At 30.7% G+C, this 14,221-nt stretch carries 13 protein-coding genes; 12 read left to right on the top strand and 1 reads right to left on the bottom strand.

Going from position 1 to position 14,221, the window contains the following annotated elements; translation table 11 throughout:
• Genes fdhF through HMPREF2782_RS02370 form a run of 9 tightly spaced genes read left to right on the top strand, consistent with a single transcriptional unit; the run spans nt 1 to nt 9,738 of the window.
• On the top strand, nt 1-2,697 hold the full coding sequence (fdhF, locus tag HMPREF2782_RS02410) for a formate dehydrogenase subunit alpha (protein WP_070640634.1): 2,697 nt from the start codon (nt 1-3) through the stop codon (nt 2,695-2,697).
• The gene (locus HMPREF2782_RS02405) at nt 2,690-3,190 is read left to right on the top strand and encodes a ferritin family protein (protein WP_070640632.1); all 501 of its coding nucleotides are present in this window, start codon (nt 2,690-2,692) and stop codon (nt 3,188-3,190) included. The genes fdhF and HMPREF2782_RS02405 overlap by 8 nt, the downstream gene beginning before the upstream one ends.
• On the top strand, nt 3,190-3,810 hold the full coding sequence (locus HMPREF2782_RS02400) for a molybdenum cofactor guanylyltransferase (protein WP_070640630.1): 621 nt from the start codon (nt 3,190-3,192) through the stop codon (nt 3,808-3,810). The genes HMPREF2782_RS02405 and HMPREF2782_RS02400 overlap by 1 nt, the downstream gene beginning before the upstream one ends.
• On the top strand, nt 3,797-4,495 hold the full coding sequence (gene fdhD, locus HMPREF2782_RS02395) for a formate dehydrogenase accessory sulfurtransferase FdhD (RefSeq protein ID WP_070640628.1): 699 nt from the start codon (nt 3,797-3,799) through the stop codon (nt 4,493-4,495). Before HMPREF2782_RS02400 ends, fdhD begins: the two co-directional genes overlap by 14 nt.
• Nucleotides 4,496-4,502: 7 nt before the next feature.
• Entirely contained in the window at nt 4,503-5,720 is a 1,218-nt protein-coding gene (locus HMPREF2782_RS02390) for a molybdopterin molybdotransferase MoeA (protein WP_070640627.1), read from the top strand.
• Nucleotides 5,717-7,612: a molybdopterin biosynthesis protein gene (locus tag HMPREF2782_RS02385; RefSeq protein ID WP_070640626.1), complete on the top strand. Its 1,896-nt coding sequence runs from the start codon at nt 5,717-5,719 to the stop codon at nt 7,610-7,612. The genes HMPREF2782_RS02390 and HMPREF2782_RS02385 overlap by 4 nt, the downstream gene beginning before the upstream one ends.
• 9 nt (nt 7,613-7,621) lie before the next feature.
• On the top strand, nt 7,622-8,521 hold the full coding sequence (locus tag HMPREF2782_RS02380; RefSeq protein ID WP_070640625.1) for an ABC transporter substrate-binding protein: 900 nt from the start codon (nt 7,622-7,624) through the stop codon (nt 8,519-8,521).
• Nucleotide 8,522: 1 nt separating this feature from the next.
• Nucleotides 8,523-9,185: an ABC transporter permease gene (locus tag HMPREF2782_RS02375; RefSeq protein ID WP_070640624.1), complete on the top strand. Its 663-nt coding sequence runs from the start codon at nt 8,523-8,525 to the stop codon at nt 9,183-9,185.
• Complete coding sequence (locus HMPREF2782_RS02370; RefSeq protein WP_257244390.1) at nt 9,157-9,738, top strand: ATP-binding cassette domain-containing protein; 582 nt, start codon at nt 9,157-9,159, stop codon at nt 9,736-9,738. The genes HMPREF2782_RS02375 and HMPREF2782_RS02370 overlap by 29 nt, the downstream gene beginning before the upstream one ends.
• On the opposite strand, the gene HMPREF2782_RS02365 is transcribed toward HMPREF2782_RS02370, so the two are convergent.
• Nucleotides 9,730-10,896 carry an aldehyde ferredoxin oxidoreductase N-terminal domain-containing protein gene (locus tag HMPREF2782_RS02365; protein ID WP_083304880.1) on the bottom strand — a complete coding sequence of 389 codons (1,167 nt, stop codon included), beginning with the start codon at nt 10,894-10,896 and terminating at the stop codon, nt 9,730-9,732. The genes HMPREF2782_RS02370 and HMPREF2782_RS02365 overlap by 9 nt on opposite strands.
• A gap of 193 nt (nt 10,897-11,089) precedes the next feature.
• Here HMPREF2782_RS02365 and rpsL point away from each other — a divergent pair, with 193 nt between their 5' ends.
• From rpsL to fusA, 3 genes are all read left to right on the top strand, one after another.
• The gene (gene rpsL, locus HMPREF2782_RS02360) at nt 11,090-11,500 is read left to right on the top strand and encodes a 30S ribosomal protein S12 (protein ID WP_004838162.1); all 411 of its coding nucleotides are present in this window, start codon (nt 11,090-11,092) and stop codon (nt 11,498-11,500) included.
• A 138-nt stretch (nt 11,501-11,638) separates the two neighbouring features.
• The gene (rpsG, locus tag HMPREF2782_RS02355) at nt 11,639-12,109 is read left to right on the top strand and encodes a 30S ribosomal protein S7 (RefSeq protein WP_004818603.1); all 471 of its coding nucleotides are present in this window, start codon (nt 11,639-11,641) and stop codon (nt 12,107-12,109) included.
• 8 nt (nt 12,110-12,117) lie between these two features.
• Complete coding sequence (fusA, locus tag HMPREF2782_RS02350) at nt 12,118-14,193, top strand: elongation factor G (RefSeq protein WP_070640623.1); 2,076 nt, start codon at nt 12,118-12,120, stop codon at nt 14,191-14,193.
• Nucleotides 14,194-14,221 lie beyond the last annotated feature (28 nt).

The raw sequence follows: 14,221 nt of genomic DNA, 5'->3' as shown, positions 1-14,221 counted from the left end.
ATGAAAGTCATAATTAATGATTTTGAATATAATCTTGATACTCCTAAGACTATTCTTGAATTTTGTAAGGAAATTGGCATAGAAATTCCAACCCTTTGTAAGGATGAAAGACTTTTGCCAAACGGAGCTTGTAGACTTTGTATAGTTGAAATCGAAGGATACAAAACTCCAGTTACGGCTTGTTCACAAAAATTAAAAGATGGGATGAAAATTTATACTCACAGTGAAAAAATAATGAAAATGAGAAGAGAAATTTTGGATTTATTATTTTCAAACCATCCAAATGATTGCTTATCTTGTGATAAGTCTGGAAAATGTAAATTACAAAATTATTGCTATGAGTATGGAATAAGTGAGGGATCTTTTAAAAGACAGATAAAAGATTTACCAATTGATTTTTCAAATAAATTTTATTCTTACGATCCTAATAAGTGTATAAAATGTGGGATTTGTGTAAGTGTGTGCAATAATCTTCAAAATAGTCAAGCCATAAGTTTTGTTGATAGGGGATTTGATACATATATTGGAACTCCTATGGACAAGGGACTTGGTTTTTCAGATTGTGTTTCTTGTGGAAACTGTGTTTCAGCTTGTCCGGTTGGAGCCTTAAATCCTAAGAAAAAATACGAAGAAGATAAGTTTAGATATTGGGAAGTAAGAAAAGTTCAAACAACTTGCTCATATTGTGGGGTAGGTTGCCAAATAAATTTACTTATAAAAGGAAATAGGATAGTTGAGGTTGAACCTATAAATACAATTCCAAATGATGGGCTTTTGTGTGTAAAGGGAAAATTTGCCCACAAATTTGTAAACCATCCGGATAGACTTACAAAACCTCTAATTAGAAAAAATGGAAAATTAGTTGAAGCATCTTGGCAAGAAGCCTACAGATTAATAAAAGAAAAATATAATGAAACAATGGAGAAAAAAGGTCCAGATGGATTTGGTGGATTTTCTTCAGCAAGATGTACAAACGAGGAAAACTATCTTTTCCAAAAATTTGTAAGAACAGTTTTTAAAACAAATAATGTCGATCACTGTGCTCGTCTTTGCCACGCCTCAACCGTGGCAGGTCTTGCCAATACCCTTGGAAGTGGGGCGATGACCAACAGTATTTCAGAAATTGAAGGAACCGATGCCTTTATAATAATTGGAACAAATACAACAGAAAACCATCCGGTTATTGGAACAAAAATCAAAAAAAGAGTAAAAGAAGGCGCTAAACTTATAGTTATAGATCCTAGGGAAATTGAACTTGCAGATTATGCAGATATTTATTTACAAATAAAACCTGGAACAAATATTGCAGTTTTAAATGGCCTAATGCATATAATTTTAAAAGAAAATCTTCACGATATGGATTATATAAATGAAAGATGCGAAGGTTTTGAAGAATTTAGAAAAACTGTAGAAAAATATACGCCAGACCTGGTTGCAAAAATTTGCCACATAAACAAAGAAGATTTGATAAAAGCTGCAAGAATGTATGCAAAAGCAGAAAAGGGAGCTTTGTATTATTCAATGGGAATTACCCAACATTCATCAGGAACAAACGGAGTAAGATCAACTTCAAACTTACAAATGCTTACAGGAAATGTTGGATTTGAATCTACAGGAATAAATCCTTTGAGAGGACAAAATAATGTTCAAGGTGCTTGCGATATGGGAGCACTTCCTACAGATTATACAGGATATCAAAAAGTATTTATTGACCCTGTAAGAGAGAAAATGGGAGAGTTTTGGAAAAGAGATCTTCCAGATAAAAAAGGTTTGACAATTACAGAGATGATGGATGCGGCAGACAAAGGAGAGCTTTCATTTTTATATATAATGGGAGAAAATCCTATGATTTCAGATCCTGACCAAAATCATATCAAAGAAGCTTTGAAAAAATTAGATTTTCTACTTGTTCAAGATATTTTCTTATCTGAAACTGCAGAATTTGCTGATGTAGTTTTACCAGCAGCATCATTTGCAGAAAAAGACGGAACTTTTACAAATACAGAAAGAAGAATTCAAAGAATCAATAAGGCAATTGATCCTATTGGAGATTCCAAAGCTGACTGGCAAATTTTGATGGAAATTTCTACTCTTTTAGGATATGAAGAATATTATGAAAATCCTAGTGAAATTATGGATGAAATTGCTGCTTGTACTCCTTCATACGGTGGAATTTCTTACAAAAGGCTTAAAAAAGAATCTCTTCAATGGCCTTGCACAAACAAAGACCACCCTGGAACAAAATATTTACACAAAAATACAATGGCAAGGGGCAAGGGACTTTTTGTACCAATAGATTATGAAGAAAGCAAGGAATTGCCAGATGAAAAATATCCGTTGATTCTTACAACTGGAAGAATGCTTTACCAATATCACACAAGAACTATGACAGGAAAAATTGAAGGATTAAGTGAGATTGCAGGAAAATCTTATATAGAAATTTCTCCACAAACTGCAAAAATTTACAATATAAAAAACGGTGAAAAAATCAAAGTTTCATCAAGACGTGGAAGTGTAGAATCTTATGCGAAAGTAACGGAAAAAATAAATCCAGGAGTTGTATTTATGCCTTTCCATTATGTTGATGGACCAGCAAATAGGCTTACAAATCCAACTTTAGATCCAATTGCAAAAATTCCTGAGCTTAAAGTTGCAAGTGTTATGATTGAAAAAATAGAAAGGGGCTCTTATGTATGATCCAATAAAAATAATTAGCCTTGCCATGGAAATGGAACTTTATGGGCATAATTTTTATAAAGATAATGCAGAAAAAAGTCAAAATCTACAAACTCAAGCAGTTTTTAAAAAATTATCAAAAATTGAGTGGGGTCATTATGAGTATCTAAAAAATCTTCTTTCCAAATACAAGGGAGAAGATGTAGAAGAAAAAGATTTGACTTTGCCAAAGGATAATGGGGAAGAATTTTTTGACCAAAGAAAAGAAAGCGAAAATTTGGACCAAAATTTGGAGCAATCCATGATTCCTGATATGAATGTTTTAAGAATGGCATATCTTATTGAAGAAGATTTTAGAGATTATTATAAATCTATGGCAAAAAAAGTTGATGATGGAGAATTAAAAGAAATTTTGGAGAATTTTTCTAATTGGGAAAATGAACATGCAAATATTTTTAAGAAAGAATATGATAAATTGATGGACCAATACATGAACATTAGCTGGGGTGGCTGATGGGAAATAAAAAAATGACGGCTCTCCTTCTTTGCGGCGGAAAAAGTACAAGGATGGGAGTTGATAAACAAAAGTTATCCTATAATGGTGTCTATTTGATTGACACCATTATAGAAAACTTGGCAAAAAATTTTGATCAAATCATAATTTTGTCAAATGAAAAAAACTTTTTTGAAAATAGGTATAAAAATTATAAAAATGATATACTAATTAAAGAAGATATAATAAAAAATATTGGCCCCTGTGCAGGATTGTATAGTGGCCTTATTTATGCAAAAAATGAGGATAATTTCTTGATTGCCTGCGATATGCCATATTTTAATCAGGCTTACATTGATTTTTTGAAAGAAAAATCCTATGAAAAAATTTTGGCCTACAAAAATGAAAAATATTATGAGCCATTTTTTGCCCTTTACAAAAAAGAATTGGCAAAAGATTTGGAAAAATATATAAAAAAGGGCGGACGCAGTTTGAATGGATTTTTGAGAGAAATTTCTCCCGCTGTGATAAAAAAAGAAGAGATAAAAGAAATTAAAAATGTGGAGAAAATTTTTAGAAATTTAAATTATCCTGATGATTGGAAAAAATTTATAGAAGAGAGTAAAAATGAATTCAGTTAAAAAATACCAAATTGAAAAAATTGGAAAGGGCAAGGACCTAAACTTGATGGATGAGGTCATTGTTGAATATCCTATAGAAATTTATGTAAATGGGGAAAAATTTGCAAGACTAACATGCACTCCGGTTGAAATAGAAAATCTTGTCATAGGTCATCTTTATAGCGAAAATCTTATAAATTCAATAAGTGATATTAAAAATTTAAAAATAGAAGAGAACAAAGCCTATGTTGATTTAAAGAAAGAAAAATCTAAAAAAAAGAATAGGGAAATTAAAAATCAAACAATTGATAGGGAAAAACTATTTGATTTTTTCAAAAGATTTCAAAATGAGTCTGAGATTTTTAAAAGAACCGGTGGAGCTCATTCTTGTGCCCTTGTAAAAAATTACCAAATTGTAAAGTTTGAGGAAGATGTTTCAAGAAGCAATGCTGTTGATAAATTAATTGGCTATATTTTAAAAAATGAAATCGACCTATCTGATAAATTTATTTTTACATCTTGTAGGATAAGTGAAGTTATTATGGAAAAAATTTTAAATATTGGCTTTAGCCTTCTTATTTCCCAGTCATGCCCAACAAGTTTTGCAATTGATTTGGCAATGGAGAAAAATATAAATTTAATAGGTTTTGCAAGAGGCGAAAGGTTTAATCTTTATAAAAAAAATGAAAATCTTTCAATAAAATGAGGAAGTTATGGATTTATTAGATGTTGTAAAAATTGATGAAGCAATTGATTTACAGGTTTCTTTGATGGAAAAAATTGGATATAAGAAAAAAATTCAAATAAAAACTTGCGATTCTTTGGGATATATTTTGGCGACAGATTTGATTTCAAAAGATAATCTGCCATGTTTTAGAAAAAGTACCATGGACGGCTACGCCATAAATTATAAGGATAGCCTAGGTGCGACTGATTCTATTCCTTCAATGTTAAAAGTTGTTGAAGAAATTCAAATGGGCCATATTCCCCAAAAAAAATTAAAAAGAGGCGAGGCATCAAAAATTTATACTGGCGGCATGGTTCCAGAAGGAGCAGATGCAGTTTTACCCATAGAATTTACAGAAATTTTGTCAAAAAAATTAATTTCAATCAGTAAGCCTGTGGTTTTTATGGAAAATATTATAGATATTAGCGATGATTCAAAAGTTGGAGATATTTACGAAAAAGAAGGAAAAATCATAGATCCTGAAACAATAGCCATGGCTGCAAGCTTGGGCTATGAAAAAATTGAAGTTTATGACAAATTAAAATGTAAAATTTTATCAACTGGAGATGAAATTATTCCGGTAAATGCAAAACTAGTCCCAGGAAAATCAAGGGATATTAATTCTTATATGCTTTATTCATTGCTTAAAAAGATGGGAATTGATGTTCTTTCTATGAAACACTTGGAAGATGATAAAGACCTTATAAAAAAAGAGCTTGAAGAAGATTTGGACTTGATAATAATTTCTGGATCATCATCAAAGGGAAACAAGGATTTTGTTCCAGAGATTTCAAAAAAGTTAAATCCTGGAATGATTTATCACGGAATTTCCATAAAACCTGGAAAGCCGACAAGTTTAAGCCAAAACAATAAGACTATGATTTTGGGACTTCCTGGAAATCCCATTAGTGCTTATGCAGTTTTTAGGACGGTTTTTCAAAAAGCCTATGAAAAATATTTTAAAATTGAAGAAAATTTAAAAATAAAATGCAAAATCGAAAGAAATATTGCAAATACTTCAGCAAAAACCATGATTTGTCTTGTGGAAATTAAAAATGAAGGAGATGAGCTTGTGGCAAGTCCGATTTTTGGATTTTCCAACAATATTTCCCTGCTAAAAAAGGCCGAGGGCTATATTGTAATTGATGAGTATGTTGAAGGAATAAAAGAAAATGAAAAAGTGTGGGTGAATCTTATTAGATGAGAAATATTTATTTAGATACAAAAGAATTAGAAGAGGCAATAGAGATTTTCCACGAAAATATTGGGGAATTTTTTGCAGATGAAAAATGTGAAATTATAGATTCCAAGGATGCCTTTGGAAGAGTTTCAAAAAATGCAATTTTTGCAAAATATTCATCTCCAGCCTACCATTCATCAGCCATGGATGGGGTTATGGTAAAAAGTGAGATGACAAAACTTGCAAGAGAAAATAAGCCCTTGTTTTTAAAAAATGAAGATTTTATTTATTGCAATACGGGCTCAGCCTTAATAAAACCCTATGATGCAGTAATAATGATAGAAGATGTGGAAATTCAAGAAGATGGAATTGTAATTTTAAAACCTGTAAATGCTTGGGAAAATATAAGAATTCAAGGAGAAGATGTAATCGAAAAAGATTTGATTTTTGAATCTTACCACAAATTTAGGTCAGTTGATCTTTCAGTTTTAATTTCTGCAGGAATAAATGAAGTCGAAGTTTTAAAAAAACCAATTATTGGAATTATTCCATCTGGAAATGAAATAATTGATAGCAAAAAAGACTTGGTCAAGGGAAAAATTATCGAATCAAATTCTTCCATGCTAGATTCTATGGCAAAAGAGTGTGGATTTGAAACAAAAATTTATCCTATTGTAAAAGATGAAAAAGCACAAATTAAAAAAGCTCTTGAAAAAGCTCAAAAAGAATGTGATTTTGTAACCTTAATTGCAGGAACTTCAGCGGGAAGCAAGGATTATACAAGAGAAATTGTGGAAGAAATAGGAGAAGTTTTTGTCCATGGACTTTCAATAAAACCAGGAAAACCAGCAATTCTTGGAAAAATTTCCCAAACTCCTTTTGTAGGACTTCCAGGTTATCCAGTTTCAACCCACATAGTTTTTGATAAAATTGTTCTTCCTACTCTTCTTAAAAAAATGAGAATTATTTCTGATGATAAAATTAAAATTAAGGCAAAACTTACCAAGCCTGTAATTTCCTCTCTAAAAAACAGGGAATACATAAGGGTAAAAATTGGTTTGGTTGATGGAGAAATTATTGTAACTCCTCTTGATAGAAAGGCAGGCTCTTTGTTTTCCCTATCAGAATCAGACGGTTATTTAATTATTGATAGAAATATCGAAGGCTATAATAGGGGAGATTTGGTAGGAGTCACCCTTCATAGACCAATTCCAAAAAAAGTTTTTGAAAACAGGATGGTTTCGATTGGATCTCATGATATAGTTTTAGATATTTTAAATGATTTGTTTGCAAAAGATAATAAACTTACAAGAATTTCCTCATCACATGTTGGCTCTTTGGCGGGACTCAAGGCCCTAAGCCAAGGCGATTGTTTGCTTGCTCCTTCTCATTTGCTAGATCAAAATGGAACTTATAACAACGAGGCAATTGATTTATTTTTTGAAAAAGAAGAAGTTTCAAAAATAAATGTGGTTGGACGTAGGCAGGGGATTTTTGTTCAAAAAAATAATCCATTAAAAATCAAAACCATAGAAGATCTTCTTGATAAAAAAATGGTCAACAGACAAAGAGGAGCAGGAACTCGTTTGTTGTTTGATTATTTGTTAAAAAAGAAAAATATTGATCCAGAAACAATAGATGGCTATGACAATGAGGTGACTACACATTTGTCAGCTGCCCTTGCAGTAAAAAATGGAGATTGTGATTTTTCAATTGGAGTTGAATCGGCAGCTATAAAAATGGATATAGATTTTATTTACCTAAAAGATGAAGAATATCAATTTATAATAAAAAAAGAAAATTTAAAACTTGAATCTATCAAGGACTTAATCGAAGTTTTAAAATCAGATGAATTTAAAAATAAAATGAAAGACTTAGGTGGGTATAATACTAAGGAAAGTGGAAATATTTTATAGGAGGAAAAAATGAAAATTAAAAAACTAAATTTGTTGGCACTTGCTTTGTTATTTGGACTAACAGGATGTGGAAAAAATACGGAAGAAATAAAAACAGATTCCAATGTAAATTCTACAAGCAATGAAATTGTGGAAAGCTCAAACGAAAATACAAGCGAAGAAAAAATTGTAAAGCTTACAACAACAACTTCAGTCAATGATTCAGGACTAATGGATTATTTGAGAGATGATTTCAAAAAAGACACAGGACTTGACATGGAAATTGTTTCAAAAGGAACAGGAGCTGCAATCGAAGATGCAAAGGCAGGAAATGCTGATGTAATTTTGGTTCACTCAAAAGATGCAGAAGAAAAATTTATCGAAGAAGGATATGGACTTGAAAGAAAATCTTTCATGCACAATTTCTTTGTAATAGTTGGACCAAAAGATGATCCAGCAGGAATCAAAGGAAAAGATGCAGAAGAAGCCTTCAAATTAATAAATGAAAAGGGCGAAAAATTTGTATCAAGAGGAGATGAATCAGGAACTCACAACAAAGAATTAAAAATTTGGGAAAAAGCAGGCGTTGATGTTGACGAATTATCAAAAAAAGATAATTACAATTCATTAGGGGATGGAATGGGAGCAACTTTAACATTTGCATCAGAAAATAATGCCTATACTTTAACAGATTTATCAACATTTTTAACCATGGAAAATGATTTGGATTTGGAAGTTTTAGTTGACCAATCAGATGCTCTTAAAAATGTTTATTCAATCATTATAGTAAATCCTGACAAAGTAAAAGGAACAAACCCAAATGTAGCTAAGAAATTCCAAGATTGGATGCTATCAGATAAGGCTTCAAAATTAATTAGCGAATACGGAAAAGAGGAATATGGTCAACAACTTTTCTTTTTAGGAGAATAGGATGAATGAAATTTATTCCATAGTTTTATTGACCTTAAAAATTTGTATAATTTCAACAATAATATCTGGAATTTTTGCAATTTTTTTGGCATTTTACCTTGGATTAAATGAAAATAAATTTATAAAAATTTTTAAAATTCTTATCAATGCTTTCACATCCTTGCCACCAGTAATAGCAGGAGTTTTTGTATATATTTTATTTTCAAAAAATGGAATATTTGGAAAACTTTCTTGGCTTTATACGCAAAAAGTTATAATAATTGCCCAAATTCTCATAGTAACACCAATAATTTGTGCAAATATATATCCAGCAGTAGAAGAAATTAGAAATTCATTTGTAGAAACTTGCTTAGGACTTGGAATTTCAAAATTCAAAATGTATAGGCAGTTGCTAAAAGAAAGCACCTATTCGCTTTCTTCGGCGCTTATAACAGGATTTGGTAGAGCTATATCAGAAGTAGGAGCTGTAATGATTGTAGGAGGAAATATAAGATATAAAACTAGGGTTTTGACATCCGCAATAGTTCTTGAAAATAATAAGGGAAACTATTCTATGAGTATAAAACTTGGAATTATTCTTATGCTAATTTCCTTTGGAATTTCTATTTTTGCAATGATTTTTTCTAGGAGAAATGATGATAAAAATAAAAAACGTACAAGCTGAAATTTATGAAAAATTATTATTTCACATAGAAGATTTCACTTTCTATGATGGAAAAAAATATATTTTAACTGGAGAAAATGGAGCGGGCAAATCGACATTATTAAAGTCTTTTATTGGAATAAATACCTTTGTAAAAGGAAGTATTGAAAATGATAAAAATATAGTTTATCAAGCTCAAAATCCCTTTATTTTCAAAAAAACTCCAAGAGATAATTTTAAAATAATAGGAAAAAATATTGAAAATATAAAAAAAGACTTGGAATTTTTTGCAATAGAAAATTTATTAGACCAAAATATAGACAGCTTATCAGGAGGGGAAAAGGAAAAAGTAGTTTTTTTAAGGACTATGTTAAAAGCAAATCAGACCTTGCTACTAGATGAACCCTTTTCTCAAATGGATAAAAAATCAAGGATTGATGCAAATATATTTTTGGATAAGTGGCTAAAAGAAAAAGAAGATAGGATGATAATTATAATAAGTCATGATAATTTAGACGATTATAGCTTTGACTATCACATAGAATTAAAAAATAAGCAGCTTAAATTAATTTAAGCTGCTTTCTAATTTTCCGATTTCTTTTATTAAATTTTCAACATCATCAATGCTGTAATTTAAATTTGAAAGTTCATTTATGGTATTTACAATATTTGATAAATATTTTGGGTTTGTAGCAAATAAACACATTCCTGCCGAATCAATTATTTTTAAATAATCCTTAGGAATATTTTTTCTTTTTTTATCTGATAAAGATTTTATTTTATATTTTTTCTCTAGATATTTTCTACCACAAGCCAAATCACTATAAATTTCATCTTTTTTATCACTTACGATTTTTTTTGTAATATTATCCAATTGGTCGATATTTAAATTTTCGAATTTATAAATATGGTTTAAATATTTATATGAAAATTCTATGCTTTTTGATAAGCCATAAATATCAATTCCATACTCATCAAGTCTATTTTTTATTTTATTTAATTTTTCTAAATTATTCTCACTATAAGAATTTTTAATTGAAAAAAGATTTTCTTTTTCGTGAGATTTTTTATCAAAACAACCCAAAATACATCCATCACATTGTCTATTAGGATTTTTTTTAAAAATTGATGGACAATTTATATTTCTTAAATTATTTTTTTTAACTGAAATGGAAATAACATTTTTTTCATACAAAAGGTTTGAAAGATTTTTTGAACAACCACGGTATTTATCTTCAACAAGCCTTGCCAAATTATCTTTTTTTATAGTTGAATTTGTAATATAAATAGAAGATGAATTATCTCCATATTTTTTCCTTAAATAATTAAAAGTAGAAGAGTTTGAATGATTTTTATTAGGATTTTCATTAAATAAAATTTTATATTTATCAATATAAAGTTCCACAGGAAAATCAGACTTATTTAGCAAAACAAGTCCATCATAAGAATTTGATTTAAGAAAATAAGAAAAATTTCCTCCCATATTTTTGTAGAAAATTTTACCCGAATTATTTTTTCCCATAATTATAAATTTAGAAATTGGATTTTTATATTCGATGATTGAAGATGTAAAAATCATCCAAGGATTTTTAAAATTTTTGTTTTTATTTAAAAAAAACAAAGAAAGAGCAAATCCTCCCATATAAAAATTTTTAGTTTTTTTATCAATATATTCAATTTCATATTTCTTTTTTTCTAGATCTAGCAATAATATTTTATAAAATTTTTCCATATCTTCCTCTTTTTGATTACATTGTACTATTTATAAAAAAATTTGTAAGAATTTAATTAAATCAAAAATAATTTAAATATCTAAAAGCCTTTAAATTACTTGACATATATATACTAAGAGTGTAAAATTAATAAGGATTGGCGTAAGGCCAATTTTTAAGATGATTAAAATTTAGAAAAAAAGGAGGTGCATTATGCCTACAATTAATCAACTTGTTAGAAAAGGTAGAAAAACTACTAAGGAAAAATCAGATACACCAGCTTTAGGTTATAACTTCAATACACTTAAAAGAAGACAAACTAAATCTCAATCACCACAAAAACGTGGAGTTTGTACTTCAGTAAGAACAGTTACACCTAAAAAGCCTAACTCTGCTTTGAGAAAAATTGCCAGAGTAAGACTTACTAATGGTGCAGAAGTTCTTTCTTATATACCAGGAATCGGACACAATCTTCAAGAACACTCTGTTGTACTAATTAGAGGAGGAAGAGTAAAAGACCTTCCAGGTGTTAGATACCATATCATAAGAGGTACTCTTGATACAGCAGGAGTAGAAGGAAGAAAACAAGGTAGATCTAAATACGGAGCTAAAAAAGATAATTAGTAGTATTTAGATGTAGTGCATAATGTACTGAGATTAAAATAAAAGTATATGTGCACACGAACGGCTTTAAGGTCGTTTTTAAGGCCTTATGGTCGAGTACTAAAGATATTACTAAAATTGGTAAAGGAGGGAAGCAAAGTGTCAAGAAAAGGACATATACCAAAAAGAGAGGTAATGCCTGATGCAAAGTATAACGATAGAGTTGTAACAAAACTTATCAACAACGTTATGCTTGATGGTAAAAAAGGCGTTGCTACAAAAATAGTTTATGATGCTTTCGAAATAGTTGGAGAAACTTCAGGAAATGATCCATTAGAAGTATTCTACCAAGCTTTAGAAAATATTATGCCAACACTTGAAGTTAAAGCAAGAAGAATAGGTGGAGCTAACTACCAAGTACCTATGGAAGTTAGACCAGAAAGAAGACAAACTTTAGGTTTAAGATGGTTAGTTAATTTCTCAAGAGCACGTGGAGAAAAAACTATGGTAGAAAGATTATCTAAAGAAATTTTAGATGCATCAAACAATGCTGGTGCCAGCGTTAAACGTAAAGAAGAAATGCACAGAGCTGCAGAAGCTAATAAAGCTTTCGCACACTATAGATATTAGGGGGATCAATGTCAAGAGATGTCTCATTAAAAGCAACCAGAAATATTGGTATCATGGCACATATCGATGCTGGTAAAACAACAGTAACAGAAAGAATGTTGTTTTATACAGGAAAGATATATAAAATCGGTGATACCCATGATGGTACAGCAGTAATGGATTCCATGGATCAAGAAAAAGAACGTGGAATTACAATTGGTTCTGCTGCTACAACATGTTACTGGAATGATCACAGAATAAACATCATAGACACACCAGGCCACGTTGACTTTACAGTTGAAGTAGAAAGATCTCTAAGAGTTCTTGATGGTGCTGTTGCACTTTTTGATGCAAAAAGTGGTGTAGAACCACAATCTGAAACAGTTTGGAGACAAGCTGACAAATATGACATTCCAAGATTTTGCTTCATAAATAAAATGGATGCTACAGGCGCTGACTTTTTCATGTCTGTAGATACAATAAAAGAAAAATTAAAAGCAAATGCAGTACCTATAGAAATTCCTATAGGAGCTGAACAAGAATTTGAAGGTGTAGTTGACCTAGTAACAATGGAATCTGTAACATATAAAACAGAAGACTTAGGAGCTCACCCAATCAAAGGCGAAATTCCAGAAAATTTAAAAGAAAAAGCTGAAGAATATAGAGCAAATCTTTTAGAAGAATTATCAGAAATTGACGACACAATAATGATGAAATATCTAGAAGGTGAAGAGGTTTCTGAAGAAGAAATTAAAGCTGCTATAAGAAAGGGAACAATTGAAAAGAAAATTTTCCCATGTCTATGTGGATCAGCATATAAAAACAAAGGTGTTCAAGCACTTCTTGATGCCATAGTTGATTACATGCCAAGCCCACTTGATATACCAGCAGTTCAAGGAACTGACCCTAAAGATGAAGAAAAAGTTCTTGAAAGAAAAGCTGGAGATAAAGAACCTCTTTCTGCTTTAGCATTTAAAGTAGTAACTGATCCTTATGTAGGTAAGTTAATTTATGCAAGAATCTATTCAGGAACAATCGAATCAGGTTCATACATCTACAATGCTACAAAAGGTAAGAAAGAAAGAGTAGGAAGAATCCTACAAATGCACTCAAACAAACAAGAAGAAATCGAAACAGGTTATTGTGGAGATATAGTAGCTCTTCTTGGACTTAAAAATACAACAACAGGAGATTCACTCTGCCTTCAAGATGACCAAATAATTCTTGAAAACATGGAATTCCCAGATCCAGTTATCTCAGTTGCTATTGAACCAAAAACAAGAGCAAGTCAAGATAAAATGGCTATAGGACTTCAAAAACTTGCAGAAGAAGATCCAACATTCGTTACAAAAACAGATGAAGAAACTGGACAAACAATAATTTCAGGAATGGGAGAATTACACCTTGAAATTATCGTTGATAGATTACTTCGTGAATTCAAAGTAGAAGCTAACATTGGTAACCCACAAGTAGCATACAGAGAATCTATAACACAACCTGCAGAAGCACAAGGTAAGTTTGTAAGACAATCCGGTGGTTCTGGTCAATACGGAGATGTTGTTCTTAGAATTATGCCAGGCGAAGAAGGAGCAGGAATCACATTCGAATCCAAAATCGTCGGAGGAGCAATTCCAAAAGAATACATCAAACCAGTTGAAGAAGGTGTTAGAGAAGCAGCTACTCAAGGTATCCTTGGTGGATATCCAATGGTTGATATGCACGTTGAAGTATTCGATGGTTCATACCACGAAGTAGACTCATCGGAAGTTGCCTTCCACGTAGCAGGATCTATGGCTCTTAAAAACGCAGTAGCAAAAGCTAAACCGATTTTACTTGAGCCAATGGAAAAAGTTGAAATTACTACACCAGATGAATATCTAGGAGATGTAATGGGAGATGTTTCATCAAGAAGAGGTAAGATTGATGGAATGAATCCAAAAGATGGAATTCATGTATTAAATGCTTTCATACCACTTTCAGAAATGTTTGGATATGCAACAGATCTAAGAAGTAAAACTCAAGGTAGAGCAACATATGCAATGCAATTTGATCACTATGCTCAAGTACCTGAAAGTGTAAAAGAAGAAGTATTAAATAAAAATTAGGAGGAAATAATGAGTAAAGCACAATTTG

This window comes from Anaerococcus sp. HMSC068A02 (assembly GCF_001811125.1).
GTDB lineage: Bacteria > Bacillota > Clostridia > Tissierellales > Peptoniphilaceae > Anaerococcus > Anaerococcus vaginalis_C.
This window is presented reverse-complemented; position numbering and strand designations above follow the sequence as displayed.